The following is a 14,723-nucleotide window of genomic DNA, read 5'->3' on the forward strand; positions in this document are numbered from 1 at the left end:
GCTCAGCCCTTGATCATCGGCAGCTTCAGGCCCTGCTTCTTCGCGGTGGCCACGGCGATGTCGTAGCCCGCGTCGGCATGGCGCATCACGCCGGTGGCGGGGTCGTTGAACAGCACGCGCTCGATGCGCTTGGCGGCGGCATCGGTGCCGTCGCAGACGATCACCACGCCCGAATGCTGCGAGTAGCCCATGCCCACGCCACCACCGTGGTGCAGGCTGACCCAGGTGGCGCCGCCCGCGGTGTTGAGCAGCGCGTTGAGCAGCGGCCAGTCGCTCACGGCATCGGTGCCGTCCTTCATCGCCTCGGTCTCGCGGTTGGGGCTGGCGACCGAGCCGGTGTCGAGGTGGTCGCGGCCGATCACGATCGGGCCCTTGAGCTCGCCCGACTTCACCATCTCGTTGAAGGCCAGGCCGGCCCTGTGGCGCTCGCCCAGGCCGAGCCAGCAGATGCGCGCGGGCAGGCCCTGGAAGCTGATGCGCTCGCGCGCCATGTCGAGCCAGCGGTGCGTGTGGGTGTTCTCGGGGAACAGCTCCTTGATCTTGGCGTCGGTCTTGTAGATGTCCTCCGGATCGCCCGAGAGCGCGACCCAGCGGAACGGGCCCTTGCCCTCGCAGAACAGCGGCCGGATGTAGGCCGGCACGAAGCCCGGGAAGTCGAAGGCGTTCTTCACGCCCTCGTCGAAGGCCACCTGGCGGATGTTGTTGCCGTAGTCCACGGTCGGGATGCCCATGGCCTGGAAGTCGAGCATGGCCTGCACGTGCACCGCGCACGACTGCGCGGCCGCCTTCTTGAGCGCGGCATGCTGCGACTCGTCCTTCATCGCGGCCTGCCATTGCGCCACGCTCCAGCCCGCGGGCAGGTAGCCGTTGATCAGGTCGTGCGCCGAGGTCTGGTCGGTCACGAGGTCGGGCTTGAGACCGCCGGCCTTCGCGCGCTTCACCAGTTCCGGCAGGATCTCGGCCGCGTTGCCGAGCAGCGCGATCGACACGGCTTCCTTGGCGTCGCAGTGCTGCTTGATCAGTTCGAACGCATGGTCGATGTCGCGCGCCTGCTTGTCGACATAGCGGGTGCGCAGGCGGAAGTCGATGCTCGACTGCTGGCATTCGATGTTGAGCGACACCGCGCCCGCGAGCGTGGCCGCGAGCGGCTGCGCGCCGCCCATGCCGCCGAGGCCGGCCGTGAGGATCCACTTGCCCGCGAGGCTGTTGCCGTAGTGCTGCCGGCCGGCCTCGACGAAGGTCTCGAAGGTGCCCTGCACGATGCCCTGGCTGCCGATGTAGATCCAGCTGCCGGCCGTCATCTGGCCGTACATGAAGAGGCCCTTGCGGTCGAGCTCGTTGAAGTGCTCCCAGTTGGCCCACTGCGGCACCAGGTTCGAGTTGGCGAGCAGCACGCGCGGCGCGTTCTCGTGCGTCTTGAACACGCCCACCGGCTTGCCCGACTGGATCAGCAGGGTCTCGTCGTCCTCGAGCTCCTTCAGCGAGGCGAGGATCTGGTCGAAGCATTCCCAGTTGCGCGCGGCGCGGCCGATGCCACCGTAGACCACGAGGTCCTGCGGCCGCTCGGCCACCTCGGGGTCGAGGTTGTTCTGCAGCATGCGAAACGGCGCCTCGGTGAGCCAGCTCTTGCAGTTCAGCTGGCTGCCGCGCGGGGCGCGGATCACGCGCGTGGGGTCGTGGCGCGGATCGGCGGCGTTGGCGGCGATGAATTTGTCGGGTGCGTTCATGGCGGGAGTCCTTTCGATGGCAAGGAAGGTCGGACGAGGAATCGGGGGAAGGTTCAGGCGCGGCTCGGCAGCACGGCGGCCAGCGGCGCGGCCCAGTCGCCGCGGCGGGCCCACAGGCGCATGGCTTCCACGTCGGGCGCCATGAAGCGGTCCTGCTCGATGAAGGCCACGCGCTCGCGGATGGCGGCGAACTCGGCCTCGACCAGCGCGGAGCTGCGCGGGCTGTCGGCGTTGCGCTTGAGCTCGATGCCCTGGCAGGCGCCCATGGCCTCGATGCCGACCACCACCGCGGTGTTGTCGACCATCTCGGCCAGGCGGCGGCCCGCGAAGGTGGCCATCGACACGTGGTCTTCCTGGTTGGCCGAGGTCGGCAGGCTGTCGACGCTGGCCGGATGGGCCAGCGACTTGTTCTCGGAGGCCAGCGCCGCGGCCGTGACCTGCGCGATCATGAAACCGGAGTTGACGCCGCCGTCGCGCACCAGGAAGGGCGGCAGGCCCGAGAGGCCCGAGTCGAGCAGCAGCGCGAGCCGGCGCTCGGAGATGGCGCCGATCTCGCTCACCGCCAGCGCGATGATGTCGGCCGCGAAGGCCACGGGCTCGGCGTGGAAGTTGCCGCCCGAGATCACGTCGCCGGTGTCGCTGAAGACCAGCGGGTTGTCCGACGCCGCGTTGGCCTCGATGCGCAGCACCCGCGCCGCATGCGCGAGGTTGTCGAGGCAGGCGCCCATGACCTGGGGCACGCAGCGGATCGAGTACGGGTCCTGCACCCGGCCGCAGTCGGCATGCGAAGGCACGATGGCGCTGCCCTCGAGCAGCGCGCGCACCGCGCCCGCCACCGCGATCTGGCCCGGCTGGCCGCGCGCAGCGTGGATGCGCTCGTCGAAGGGCTTGATCGAGCCCTGGATCGCCTCGAGCGAAAGCGCACCCGCCATCAGGCCGGCCGCGAACACGTCCTCGGCGCCGAACAGGCCCGCCAGCGCGAGCGCGGTCGACACCTGCGTGCCGTTGAGCAGCGCCAGGCCTTCCTTGGGGCCGAGCACGAAGGGCGCGAGGCCGATGCGGCGCATGGCCTCGGTGCCGCCGATGGTCTCGCCCTCGGGCGTGCCGACCTCGCCCTCGCCGATCAGCACGCAGGCCATGTGGGCCAGCGGCGCGAGGTCGCCCGAGGCGCCGACCGAGCCCTTGCTCGGGATGCGCGGCAGCAGGCCGGCGTTGAACAGCGCGAGCAGCGCATCGACGATCTCGGGCCGCACGCCCGAATGGCCGCGCGCCAGGCTCACGGCCTTGGTGGCGAGCACCAGCCGCACCACGCCGTCGGGCAGCGGCACGCCGGTGCCCACGCTGTGCGAGAGCACGAGGTTGCGCTGCAGCTCGGCCAGGCGCTCGGGCGGGATGATGGTCTGCGCGAGCTTGCCGAAGCCGGTGTTGATGCCGTAGACCACCTCGCCGGCCTCGACGATGCGGCGCACGGTGGCCTGGGCGGCCAGCAGGCCGGCGCGCGCGGCGCCGGCGAGCTCGAGCCGCGCGCCGCCCGCATGGATGCGGCGCAGCGCGGGCAGGTCGACCTCGCCGGGCGAGAGCACGAGCGGTTCGGTGGCGGCGTTGGGAGCAAGCTTCATGGTGCGATCCTGTATATACAAGTAGGTGCGAAAAAAATCGAAGGCCGGAATGGCGTGCGTGGATTCAGCCGAAGGCCTGGTTGCCGTCGACGCGGAAGCGGCTGCCGAGCCGGTAGCGCGAGGCCGGGTGCAGGCAGCGCACCAGCGTCACGGGCAGGTCGCGGGTCCAGGTGCGGCGGGTCAGCAGCAGGCAGGGGTCGGCCGGCGGCATGTCGAGGCGCTCGGCCTGTTCGGCGGTGGGCAGCACCGCGTCGACCACGTGCTCGATCTGGTCGAAGGGCACGTTGCGCACCAGGTACTCGCCGGGCGAGACGACCGAGAAGTCCTGGTCGAGGAACTCGGGCACGGCGCGCGGATTGACGTAGCGGTCCTCGATCTGCACCGGCGTGCCGTTCTCCAGGTGCAGACAGACGGTGTGAAACACCGACTCGCCGGGCCGCAGGTCGAGCCACACGGCGATGTCGGGCGAGGCGGCGATGCGCTCGAGCGCGATGAACTCGCAGTGGTAGTCGTGGCCGCGCTGGCGGATCTCGCTCGCGATGTTGGCGATCTGCAGCAGCGTGGACTGCGGCTTGTTCTCGGCCACGAAGCTGCCCACGCCGGCCACGCGCACGATGCGGCCCTGCTCCGAGAGCTCGCGCAGCGCGCGGTTGGCGGTCATGCGCGAGATGGCGAACTGCGCCACCAGCTCGTGCTCGGACGGCAGCCGGTGGCCGGGCGGCCAGGTGCCGTCCTGGATCTTGCGCGAGATGTGGTCCTTGACCTGCGCATAGAGCGCGAGCGACGGCGCGGCCGCGGGCGCGCCGGCGGGGTTCGGTGCGGAGGACGGCAGGTCGCGCTTCATGGTCTCAATGCTCCGCCGCCGCCATCGATTCGGCGCGGATCTCCTCGGTCAGCCGGGCCTTGATCTCCATGAACTCGGGCGAGGTCTTGATCGTGTAGTGGCGCGGATGCGGGAAGTCGACCGCGATCTCAGTCTTGATGCGGCCGGGCCGGGCGCTGAACACGGCCACGCGGTTGGCCATGAAGATGGCCTCGTCGATGTCGTGCGTGACGAACAGCACCGTCTTCTGCGCCGACTCCCAGATGCCCAGCAGCAGTTCCTGCATCAGCACGCGGGTCTGGTTGTCGAGCGCGCCGAAGGGCTCGTCGAGCAGCAGCATCTTGGGGTCGTTGGCCAGCGCGCGCGCGATCGCGGTGCGCTGCTGCATGCCGCCCGAGAGCTGCTTGGGATAGTGATGCTCGAAGCCGCGCAAGCCGACCTTGGCGATGAAGAACTCGCTGCGCTCCTTCTGCTCGGCCTCGCTCATGCCGCGCTCGCGCAGGCCGAAGCGGATGTTCTGCGCGATCGTGAGCCAGGGGAACAGGGTGTAGCTCTGGAACACCACGCCGCGGTCGGCGCCCGGCCCCTCGATCGGCTGGCCGTCGAGCAGCACCTCGCCGGTGGTCGGGAAGTCGAGCCCCGCGACGATGCGCAGCAGGGTGGACTTGCCGCAGCCCGAGGGGCCGAGGATGGTGACGAAGTCGTTCTCGCGCACCTCGAAGTCGACCGGCAGCAGCGCCTGCGTGCGCTGGCCGCGCGTGCCGGTGAAGGTGCGCGAGACGCCGTGGATCGACAACTGGGCCGGCTTGACGATGGCGCTCACAGCGTGCTCCAGGCGAAGAGGCGGCGGTTGACCGCCTTGAAGGCGAAGTCGGACACGAGGCCGATCACCCCGATGACGATGATCCCGAAGATGATCTGGCCGGTGTTCAGGAGCGCCTGGCTGTCGGTGATCATGTGGCCGATGCCCGAGGAGGAACCGATGAGCTCGGCCACGATGACGTAGGTCCAGGCCCAGCCCAGCACCAGGCGCAGGGTCTCGGCGATGCCGGGCGCGGCGCCCGGGATCAGCACGCGGCGCACGATGCCCCGGCTGCTGGCGCCCAGCGTGTAGGCGGCCTCCACCAGGTCCTTGCGCGCGCTGCCCACGGTCACGGCCACCATCAGGATCACCTGGAACACCGAGCCGATGAAGATCACCAGCAGCTTCTGGCTCTCGCCGATGCCGGCCCAGAGGATCAGCAGCGGAATGAAGGCCGAGGCCGGCAGGTAGCGGCAGAACGAGACGAAGGGCTCGAGGAAGGCCTCGATCGGCTTGTAGGCGCCCATCGCGATGCCCAGCGGCACGGCGATGACCGAGGCCAGCACGAAGCCGCCGACCACGCGCCACACCGTCATCCCGATGTCCTGGATGAAGTTGTACTCGGTGAACAGCAGCCAGCCTTCGCGCAGCATCGTGACCGGGCTGGCCAGGAAGGTCGGCGAGACGAAGCCGCCGAGCGTGAAGAAGGCCCAGACGGCGAAGAACAGCACGAAGAAGCCGACACCGAGCATCCAGCGCGCGCGCGGGCTCACGGGTTCGAGCGGGGCCATCGCGCGGCGGCGCCGCGCGGCGGCCACGCGCACGGCGGCGGGGGGAACGGAGGCCGCCGCGGGAGCGGCTGGCGCGGAGGGGATGACGGTCGTCGCTTCCATGGCGGGCGATGCGTGGCGCTTCGTCGTTATGCGTCGAGGTGGCTTACTTGATGAAGCTCGCGTCGAAGGTCGCGGCCAGGTCCTCGGGCGCCTTGCGGATCACGCCGGCCTCCAGCAGGATCGGCACCGACTCCTTCATGAACTGGGTCAGCTCGGCGCTGAAGAACTTCTGGTTCGCCGCCTTGTCCTGCCAGCGCAGGTAGGCCGAGGACTTGGCGAACTGCTCGCCGCTCTGCTTGACCGCGCTGCCCATCAGCTCGTTGGACTTGGCCGGGTCGGACTTGATCATCTCGAGCGCCTCGAAGTAGGAGTCGGTCAGCGCCTGGGCGGCCTTGGCGTTGGCCTTGAGCCAGGTCGGCGCGCAGCCCACGGTGTCCATCACCATCGGGTAGTCGAGCGTGGTCGCGAGGATCTTGCCGGCCTGCGGGTTGGCGCGCACGGTCGACAGGTAGGGCTCGTAGGTCATGGCGGCATCGTTCTGGCCCGCGACGAAGGCCTGCGCGGCCGGCTGGGGCTCGAGCGAGACGGTCTTCACGTCCTTGATGCTCATGCCGTTCTTCGACAGCATCCAGGCCAGGCCGAAGTACGGCGCGGTGCCGGGCGCGCTCACGCCGACGGTCTTGCCCTTGAGGTCGGAGAAGCCCTTGACGTCGTTGCGCACCGCGATGCCGTCGGCGCCGTAGGACTTGTCCATCTGGAAGATCTGCACGATCGGCACGCCGTTGGCGTTCCAGGCCACGTGCGTCTCGATGGTGGTGGCGGCGCACTGGATCGCGCCCGCGGCCAGCGCCAGGTGGCGGTCCTTCTGCGGAATCATCTTGAGCTCCACGTCGAGCCCGTTCTTCTTGAAGATGCCGGCCTTGTCGGCCAGCGACAGCGGCGCGAAGCCGGTCCAGCCCGACATGCCGAGCGTGATCTTGGTCTGGGCGGCGGCGCCTCCGGCCGCGCCCGCGATACATGCACCGGCTGCCAGCAGCGTGGCGATCTTTGCGACTGTCTTGGCCATCGAGGCCCTCCTGTTCGTGTGAAGCGTCAATTGAATCGGCTGGCAGCGCCCGTCGGAGCTTTCCGTGGTGCGCGGCCGCAGTGTCATTCGCCTGAACACCCCTGTATATACAGGATAACCCGAAAAAGCCGCGGCGAGAACGGTGCAAGCCGGCGCGGAGCGCACCTTGTATTGGTGCGAACCGCCCGACGCATGCACCAGTATGCTGTCTATACAGGCGTTTCAGGCGAATGCCGACCGCTTGCAAACGGCGTGCCAGCCGGGCCTGGCACCCAGGCCGACGGGCGGTCGCGCCCGGCCCCGCGACCGCGGCGGCGCGCGTGCTGCGCTGCGGCGACAATCGACCCCTTCCGTCGCCACCCAGCCCGCCGCCTTGTCCAATTCACCTTCCGCCGACCCCGCGCAGATCCTGCACGAGGTCTTCGGCTACGCCGCCTTCCGCGGCCCGCAGGCCCCGATCGTCGACCACGTGACCGGCGGCGGCGACGCCCTGGTGCTGATGCCCACCGGCGGCGGCAAGTCGCTGTGCTACCAGATCCCCGCGATCGCGCGCCAGCGCGCCGGGCACGGCATCGCGGTGGTGGTGTCGCCGCTGATCGCGCTGATGCACGACCAGGTCGGCGCGCTGCACGAGGCCGGCGTGGACGCCGCCTTCCTCAATTCCACGCTCGACTGGCAGCAGACGCAGGACGTCGAGCGCCGCATGGCGCGCGCCGAGGTCACGCTGCTGTACGCCGCCCCCGAGCGCGTGACCACGCCACGCTTCCTCGAGCTGATGGACGCGCTTGCCGCGCGCGGCAAGCTGTCGATGTTCGCGATCGACGAGGCGCATTGCGTGAGCCAGTGGGGCCACGACTTCCGTCCCGAGTACCGCGCGCTCACGGTGCTGCACGAGCGCTACCCGGGCGTGCCGCGCATCGCGCTGACCGCCACCGCCGACGCGCTCACGCGCGCCGACATCGTCGAGCGGCTGCAGCTCGAGCAGGCGCAGCAGTTCGTCTCGAGCTTCGACCGGCCGAACATCCGCTACACCATCGTCGAGAAGAAGGAAGCCACCACGCAGCTGCTGCGCTTCATCGAGCGCGAGCACGAGGGCGATGCCGGCGTGGTCTATTGCCAGTCGCGCAAGCGCGTGGAAGACGTGGCGGTGGCGCTGCGCGACGCGGGCATCAACGCCCTGCCCTACCACGCGGGGCTCGACGCCTCGGTGCGCCAGGCGCACCAGGACCGCTTCCTGCGCGAGGAAGGCATCGTGATGTGCGCCACCATCGCTTTCGGCATGGGCATCGACAAGCCCGACGTGCGCTTCGTGGCCCACCTCGACATGCCCAAGAACATCGAGGGCTACTACCAGGAGACCGGCCGCGCGGGCCGCGACGGCGAGCCGGCCCAGGCCTGGATGGCCTACGGCCTGCAGGACGTGGTGAACCAGCGCCGCATGATCGACGAGAGCCCGGCCGGCGAGGAATTCAAGCAGGTGATGCGCGGCAAGCTCGACGCGCTGCTCTCGCTGGCCGAGGCCAGCGACTGCCGGCGCGTGCGCCTCTTGGGCTACTTCGGCGAGCAGAGCACGCCCTGCGGCAACTGCGACAACTGCATCGCGCCGCCGCAGGTCTGGGACGGCACCGACGCGGCGCGCAAGCTGCTGTCCACCGTCTACCGCGTGCAGCAGCAAAGCGGCATCAGCTTCGGCGCCGGCCACGTGATGGACATCCTGCGCGGCAAGGAGACCGAGAAGGTCAAGCAGTTCGGCCACGAGCGCATCAGCACCTTCGGGCTCGGCGCGGAATTCAGCGAGGTGCAGCTGCGCGGCGTGCTGCGCCAGCTGATCGCGATCGGCGCGGTGGCGGTCGACGCCGAGGCCTACAACACGCTCAAGCTCACCGAGGGCTCGCGCGCGGTGCTGCGCGGCGAGACCACGGTGTCGCTGCGCGAGTCGATCTCCTCGCCGACGGCGCGCGGCGGCAAGGCGCGGCGCGAGAAGACCGCGCGCGGCGCGCCCTCGCCGGCCGCGGCCACGCTCGACGCGCAGGGCCAGTCGCGCTTCGACGCGCTCAAGGCCTGGCGCGCCGAGGTGGCGCGCGAGCACAACCTGCCGGCCTACGTGATCTTCCACGACGCCACGCTGGCCGCGATCGCCGAGCGGGCACCGGCCACGCTCGAGGACCTGAAGGGCATCAGCGGCATCGGCACCAAGAAGCTCGAGGCCTACGGCAGCGAGGTGCTGCGGGTGTGCTCGGCGTTCTAGCCGGCCTCAGTTCGCGACGGGCAGCTTCACCGGCACCGGCCGCGTGAGCAGGTCGACGTAGAGGTCGTAGAAGCGCGCGTTGTCGAACTTCTTCACCACCTTCATCTTCTGCAGCGGCACGCCCGCGGGCGGCGTGGCATAGCCGACCGAGCGGCCGTTCTCGGGATCGCCGGGCTTGGCGATCACGTCGACGTACTCCTCGCTGACCTCGGTCGCGTAGCTCGGGTCGAGCAGGTAGGCGATGGTCAGCGTGTCCCAGATGTTCGAGGTGTAGCCCGGCTTGGTCTCGAACGAATCCGCGAACCACTCCTTGCGGAAGACCTCGGTGACCGGCGTGGGCGTGGCCGGGTGCGCGACCTTGTCGTAGATGGCCTTGGTCATCAGCACGGTGTCGGTCACGTCCAGCGGCAGCACCACCTGCGGGATCGGCAAGCGCACCACGTACTGCGCCGCGTCGGGATCGAACCACCAGTTGAACTCGGCCGTCTTGGTGGTGTTGCCGGCCACGTGGACCGCGCCGCCCATGTAGATGATCTCCTTGATCAGCGGCACGATCTCGGGCGCGCGCTTGACGGCCAGCGCGATGTTCGTGAGCGGGCCGATCGCGAGGATGCTGACCTCCTTCGGGTTCGCCTTGATGGCGTCGATCAGGAAGTCGACCGCGCCCTTGGCCTGCGCCTTGGTGTGGGTGGCGAAGCCGTCGGGGATCGGCACCAGGTCGGCGTCGCTCTTGGGCTCGGGCGAGCTCCAGGCGCCCAGGTAGCCGTCGCCGCCGGCACCGGCCTTCATCTCGGCGTCGATGTCCGCCTTGGTGTGGTTCAGCGCGTAGTTCTCGCCCACGTAGACGCCGATGCGCTCGCCCACGCCGAGCCGCTCGACCGACTTCAGCGCCTCGGCCACGCCCTGGCGCAGCCACTTGTTGCCCGACACCACGCTGATGCCCAGCACGTCGACCTTGCCCTCGGCCTGCAGCTGCGCGGCCATGGCGCCGAGCTGGCCGTCGTCGCTCATCGTGTTGTAGTCGCTGTCGATGATGATCTTGCGCGCCGGCGGAGGGGGTGGCGGCGGAGGCGGCGGGGGTGGGGGCGGCGGCGCGCTGCCGGTCGGCACGAACGCGAAGCCGTTGCTGCCACCGCCGCCGCAGGCGGTGAGCACCGCGGCCGACAGGGCCGACACGATCCATCGTCTTCTGGGCATCTGCATTTCTCTCTCTCCTTGGAATAGTGGTGTCTCTTCAGGGGGAAGCCGTCGAACGGATGCTCGAACGAAAACGTTTGCGCAAACGTTTGCCGAATTCTGGGCGCGAGGGCACGGCGCAGGCAAGGGCCGGGACCTAGGGGTTTTCCGCGAGGCGGATGGCGCGCGGCGGGCGCGCTTGGACACGTGAAAACGGGCCCGTCGGGCCCGTTGTCGGTTCGGCAAGAAAGGCGCCGTCGCGGCGGCGCCGGCCGGGGATCAGTCGGTCTCGATCAACCGGTTCTCGCGCAGCGGCGAGCGCAGCAGCAGCGTCGGCCCCGCGTCGGGCGCCGCCTCCGCCTTCTCGAGTTCCGGCGCGGCGCGCGCCGCGGCCGCGACCGGCACCGGGCAACTGCCGGTGCTGCGCAGCGCGAGCGCGGCCGAGAAGCGGGCCTCGCTCGGGTCGCCCAGCGCATGCGCGAAGTCGTCGGCCACCGTGCAGTTGGGCGTGAAGCCGTCGCCGTAGTCGCCGAAGCCCTTGTTGTTCACGCCCTGGAACTGGATCGCGAAGTAGGTGGTGCCGCAGTTGTCCTGCGGATAGAAGCCATAGGGCTTGCCGCAGGTGGCGCCGCCCACGAGGCTGACCCGGACGTCCACGCCGCGCAGGCCGTTGATGACCGACTCGCTGGCCGAGCAGGTGTCGGGGCTGGTGAGCACCGTGACCTGCGACAGGCCGAGCTGCGGCAGCGGCTGGCTGTTGCGCGAGGTGCCGAGGAAAGGCAGCGGCGGCTGGAAGCCGAACGGACTCTTGTTGTTGAAAGCGAGCCGCTCGAAGGTCTTGCCCGCGGTCGCGGCCGGCGAGGCCACCATGTAGGCGAGCCGGCTCGCGATGTTGAGCTGGCCGCCGCCGTTGTAGCGCATGTCGAGCACCAGGTCCTGCACGCCGTCGGCCTGGAACTTGTTCATGGCCGAGATCAGTTGCGCCTCGGAGGTCGTGATGTGGTCGTTGAACAGCAGGTAGCCGACGCGCCCGCTCGGCGTGTCGACGGTCTTCACGTTCTGCACCGGCGTGCGCGTGATCCGCGCCGAGGTCAGCGTGACGGTGCGCGTGGCGCCGCCGGCCTCCTCGAGCTTGAAGCTGTGCGACTCGCCGAGGGCGTCGGGCGACAGCGCGTTGTTGATGGCGGTGGTGTTGGTGCTGTTGACCACGCTGATGCCGTCGACCTCGAGGATCTTGGCGCCGCGCGCGATGCCGGCGTTGGCGGCCGGCGAGTTCGGTTCGGTGAAGGCCACGCGCAGGTCGCGCGGACGCGAGTTGCGCACGAACGCGAACTCGATGCCGTAGCCGGCCGAGACCCCGGCCTCGGACAGCTGGCGGTAGACCTCGGTGTCGTAGATGTAGTGGAAGCGGTCCTTGGCCCGGCCCGAGGACGTGGTGAGCGGAGTCTTCAGCACGTTGAAATAGGCCACCGGCGTCGCGTAGTCGGCCGCCTTCAGCGTGGTCGGCACTTCGTTGTACCAGAGGTAGGTTTCGTCGATCCAGGCGCGCACCCAGCGCTTCTCGATCGCCAGCGAACCGGCGCGGTCGGGGTAGCCGATGCCGGTGGCCGGGTTGATGCCGGGACGCGGCGCGGCGCACTGGCCGGCCACGCTCGAGGAGGCGACGATCGCGTCGTCGTCGCCGGGCGTGCCGCCGCCCGGGCCCGGAATGAACGGCAGGCCACCGCCTCCGCCGCCGCCCCCACCGCCGCAACCGGCGAGCAGCCCCGCGAGGGCCAGGGCACCGGCCAGGGCCCAGGGGGTCGAAGCCCCGGCATGTTGCCGCGCGCGGCCTGCGTTGCGAAACCTCATCGAACATCTCCCTCATGCGGGCCCGCGAACGCGGGCGGACGTCTGGAACCCGGAAGCGCCCGGCCGCCCTCGGCGCGTGTCTCCCGGCGTGATGGCGGCTTCCCCTCCGCCTTTTTTCTTGCTGCGCCCCGGCGGCGGCGCGGGGCCGCTACTGCACGAAGCCGATGCCGCGCGATTCGCGCACTTCGGGCTTGATGCGGTGTTCGGCCTCGAGCTGGTCGAGGAATTCGGCCGCCGAGAACTCGGTCGCCAGGATATCGGTCTGCCGTTTCACCGCCGCGAAATCGCCGGGACACAGCTGCGAAAGCTGCGCCAGCCGCGCGCGGACCTCGCCCGTGAGCAGCGACGCGTCGCCCGCGAGCGCCTCGGTCACGAACATGCGCTCGCGCTGCGCCACGGTCAGCGGCATGAACTTGATCTTGAAGGTGAAGCGCCGCAGCGCCGCCTGGTCGAGCCGCTCGAGCAGGTTGGTGGTGCACACGAAGATGCCGTTGAAGCGCTCCATGCCCTGCAGCATCTCGTTGACCTCGGTGACCTCGTAGGTGCGCTGGGCGCCGCGGCGGTCCTGCAGGAAGCTGTCGGCCTCGTCGAGCAGCAGCACGGCCTTCTCGCTCTCGGCCTCGCGGAACATGGCGGCCATGTTCTGCTCGGTCTCGCCGACGTACTTGCTCATGAGGTCGCTGGCCTGGCGCACGATCAGCGGCCGCGCGATGGCCTTGGCGATGTGCTCGGCGAGCGCGGTCTTGCCGGTGCCGGGCGCGCCGTAGAAGCACAGCGTGCCGTGGCCGCGCGCCTTCAGCGCCTCGACCACGCGCGGGATCTCGAAGCGGGTTTCGACGTTGAGCATGTCGAGGTCGTAGGTGGTCACGGTGCGGCGCTCGCCGCGGCCGGTGTCGCTGGTGCCCAGCGCGAGGTCGGCATTGCGCAGCTGGCGTTCGATCAGCGCCTCGACCGAGGCGCCGTCGGTCCGGGCCAGGCCCGCGAAGCGCACCGCGGTGCGGATCTGCGCCGGCGTCAGGCCCTTGCGCTCGGCCAGCTTGGCGGTGAAGGCCTCGGACACCGTCACGCCCTCGAGCGTCTTCTTCACGAGCTGCTCGCGCGCGCCCGGCGGCGGCGACTTGAGCTCGAGGTGGTAGGCGAAGCGGCGGCGGAACGCCGGATCGATCTGTTCGATGCGGTTGGTGACCCACAGCGTGGGCACCGGGTTGGCCTCGAGGATCTGGTTGACCCAGGCCTTGCCGCTGACGCTGCCGTTGGCCGGCGCGGGAATCTGTTCGGCGCGCGCCATGTACTGCGCGGCCTCGGTGCTGATCGGCGGGAACACGTCCTCGACCTCGTCGAACAGCAGCGCGGCCTGGGCGCTGCCCTTGAGGAACACCTGCGCGATCTGCAGCGAGCGGTAGCGGTCGCGGCCCGACAGCGAATTGCCGTCGCGGTCGGCGTACTCGACCTCGAACAGCTCGAGCCCCGCGGCCTGCGCCACCACCTTGGCCAGTTCGGTCTTGCCGGTGCCGGGCGGGCCGTAGAGCAGCACGTTCACGCCGAGCTCCTTGCGCGCGACCGCCGCGCGCAGCAGCGTGACGAGCACGCGCACCTCCTCGTCGACGAAGGAGAAGTCGTTGGGCAGCAGCGCGCTCTTGGCCGAGGGCCGCGTGAACACGGCCATCAGCTCGTTGTGGTCGCGGTACTCGCGCATCAGCACCGGCGGCAGCTTCTCGCTGACCTTCATCAGGTCGGCGAGGTCGGTGATGTTGTGTTCGGAGATCAGGTTCTCGACCAGCCCGATGCGCTCGAGCCGCGAGCCGGCCCGCAGCGCCTCGCCGACCTCGCTCGCGTTGACGCCCGCGATGTCGGCGATCGCGGCATAGGCCTCGGGCGCGTTGTTGACCTTGAACTCGACCAGCAGCGAGCGCAGGTCGCGCTGGTAGCGCGCGAGCGTGCCGTACAGCAGCAGCGCGCGCTCGGCCTTGTTGAGCTGCAGCAGGCCCGCGAGCGCGTCGATGTTCTTCTCGACCAAGGTGGACTGCTTGCGCAGCGCATGCGTGAGCCAGTCGCGCGTGACGGCCAGCACCGACAGCAGGTCCTTGGGCTGGTCCTTCGCGTACTCGTCGAGATAGAAGAACAGCGTGCCTTCCTCGTACGGGCCGCGCCAGACGCCGTGGCGCTCGAGCAGCGTGCGGCCGTCGAGGTTCTCGATGCCCTTCCAGGCCTCGTTGCCCGCGCAGCGGCGGCCGAGGAATTCGCGCAGCCGCTGCAGCACCGCGGCCGGCCACACCAGGTGGCGGCCGGTCAGCGAGAGCAGGCCGTTGATGTCGCGCCGCACGTTGAAGCGCGGCCCCTGCTTGGCGGCGAGCGTGAGCACGAAGTGCGAGCACATGAGCTCGAGCACCGGTGCTTCCTTGAGACCGGGCGACGGCAATGCCTGCCCGCGAACCGCAGCAGCCACTACATCGACACCCGCACGCTTGACCATCGGACGAACCTCCAGAGAGGGGAATTACCGGCCAGACCATAACGCAGACTTTTGGCTTCGGGAAGACGCCGAAAGGGTAAAAACCCTGGTGTCCGATTCCGTCCA

General features: G+C 69.8%; 10 protein-coding genes. 1 reads left to right on the top strand and 9 read right to left on the bottom strand.

Annotated features, from left to right (window positions below):
• Positions 1 to 2 precede the first annotated feature (2 nt).
• The 6 genes from hutU to AC07RM_RS09660 all read right to left on the bottom strand — a co-directional run bounded on the left by hutU (position 3) and on the right by AC07RM_RS09660 (position 6,870).
• On the bottom strand, positions 3 to 1,727 hold the full coding sequence (hutU, locus tag AC07RM_RS09635) for a urocanate hydratase (RefSeq protein WP_495334309.1): 1,725 nt from the start codon (positions 1,725 to 1,727) through the stop codon (positions 3 to 5).
• Positions 1,728 to 1,780: 53 nt separating this feature from the next.
• Positions 1,781 to 3,346 (bottom strand): histidine ammonia-lyase, encoded by a 1,566-nt coding sequence (gene hutH, locus AC07RM_RS09640; RefSeq protein ID WP_057593441.1) that lies wholly within the window; start codon positions 3,344 to 3,346, stop codon positions 1,781 to 1,783.
• Between the two features lie 64 nt (positions 3,347 to 3,410).
• Positions 3,411 to 4,190 carry a histidine utilization transcriptional repressor HutC gene (gene hutC, locus AC07RM_RS09645; RefSeq protein ID WP_495318382.1) on the bottom strand — a complete coding sequence of 260 codons (780 nt, stop codon included), beginning with the start codon at positions 4,188 to 4,190 and terminating at the stop codon, positions 3,411 to 3,413.
• 4 nt (positions 4,191 to 4,194) lie between these two features.
• The gene (locus AC07RM_RS09650) at positions 4,195 to 4,983 is read right to left on the bottom strand and encodes an ABC transporter ATP-binding protein (RefSeq protein WP_208511007.1); all 789 of its coding nucleotides are present in this window, start codon (positions 4,981 to 4,983) and stop codon (positions 4,195 to 4,197) included.
• 5 nt (positions 4,984 to 4,988) lie between these two features.
• Positions 4,989 to 5,864: an ABC transporter permease gene (locus AC07RM_RS09655; RefSeq protein ID WP_431510975.1), complete on the bottom strand. Its 876-nt coding sequence runs from the start codon at positions 5,862 to 5,864 to the stop codon at positions 4,989 to 4,991.
• Between the two features lie 43 nt (positions 5,865 to 5,907).
• Complete coding sequence (locus AC07RM_RS09660; RefSeq protein ID WP_495334310.1) at positions 5,908 to 6,870, bottom strand: ABC transporter substrate-binding protein; 963 nt, start codon at positions 6,868 to 6,870, stop codon at positions 5,908 to 5,910.
• Between the two features lie 373 nt (positions 6,871 to 7,243).
• On the opposite strand from AC07RM_RS09660, the gene recQ reads away from it, so the two are divergent.
• On the top strand, positions 7,244 to 9,118 hold the full coding sequence (recQ, locus tag AC07RM_RS09665) for a DNA helicase RecQ (protein ID WP_093343842.1): 1,875 nt from the start codon (positions 7,244 to 7,246) through the stop codon (positions 9,116 to 9,118).
• Positions 9,119 to 9,124: 6 nt separating this feature from the next.
• On the opposite strand, the gene AC07RM_RS09670 is transcribed toward recQ, so the two are convergent.
• The 3 genes from AC07RM_RS09670 to AC07RM_RS09680 form a co-directional block, all read right to left on the bottom strand.
• Positions 9,125 to 10,315, bottom strand: coding sequence for a nucleoside hydrolase (locus AC07RM_RS09670; protein WP_495334311.1), 1,191 nt, complete (start codon positions 10,313 to 10,315; stop codon positions 9,125 to 9,127).
• Between the two features lie 258 nt (positions 10,316 to 10,573).
• Complete coding sequence (locus tag AC07RM_RS09675) at positions 10,574 to 12,145, bottom strand: S41 family peptidase (protein WP_495334312.1); 1,572 nt, start codon at positions 12,143 to 12,145, stop codon at positions 10,574 to 10,576.
• A 148-nt stretch (positions 12,146 to 12,293) separates the two neighbouring features.
• On the bottom strand, positions 12,294 to 14,618 hold the full coding sequence (locus AC07RM_RS09680; protein WP_495334313.1) for an ATP-binding protein: 2,325 nt from the start codon (positions 14,616 to 14,618) through the stop codon (positions 12,294 to 12,296).
• Positions 14,619 to 14,723: the final 105 nt, after the last annotated feature.

The organism is Variovorax sp. GW821-FHT09B05, from assembly GCF_059418265.1.

Bases quoted from the DNA above. Each gene is read 5' to 3' on its own strand.
- hutH (WP_057593441.1), bottom strand. From the start codon at position 3,346: ATGAAGCTTGCTCCCAACGCCGCCACCGAACCGCTCGTGCTCTCGCCC.
- AC07RM_RS09655 (WP_431510975.1), bottom strand. From the start codon at position 5,864: ATGGAAGCGACGACCGTCATCCCCTCCGCGCCAGCCGCTCCCGCGGCG.
- AC07RM_RS09675 (WP_495334312.1), bottom strand. From the start codon at position 12,145: ATGAGGTTTCGCAACGCAGGCCGCGCGCGGCAACATGCCGGGGCTTCG.
- AC07RM_RS09660 (WP_495334310.1), bottom strand. From the start codon at position 6,870: ATGGCCAAGACAGTCGCAAAGATCGCCACGCTGCTGGCAGCCGGTGCA.
- AC07RM_RS09680 (WP_495334313.1), bottom strand. From the start codon at position 14,618: ATGGTCAAGCGTGCGGGTGTCGATGTAGTGGCTGCTGCGGTTCGCGGG.
- AC07RM_RS09670 (WP_495334311.1), bottom strand. From the start codon at position 10,315: ATGCCCAGAAGACGATGGATCGTGTCGGCCCTGTCGGCCGCGGTGCTC.
- hutU (WP_495334309.1), bottom strand. From the start codon at position 1,727: ATGAACGCACCCGACAAATTCATCGCCGCCAACGCCGCCGATCCGCGC.
- hutC (WP_495318382.1), bottom strand. From the start codon at position 4,190: ATGAAGCGCGACCTGCCGTCCTCCGCACCGAACCCCGCCGGCGCGCCC.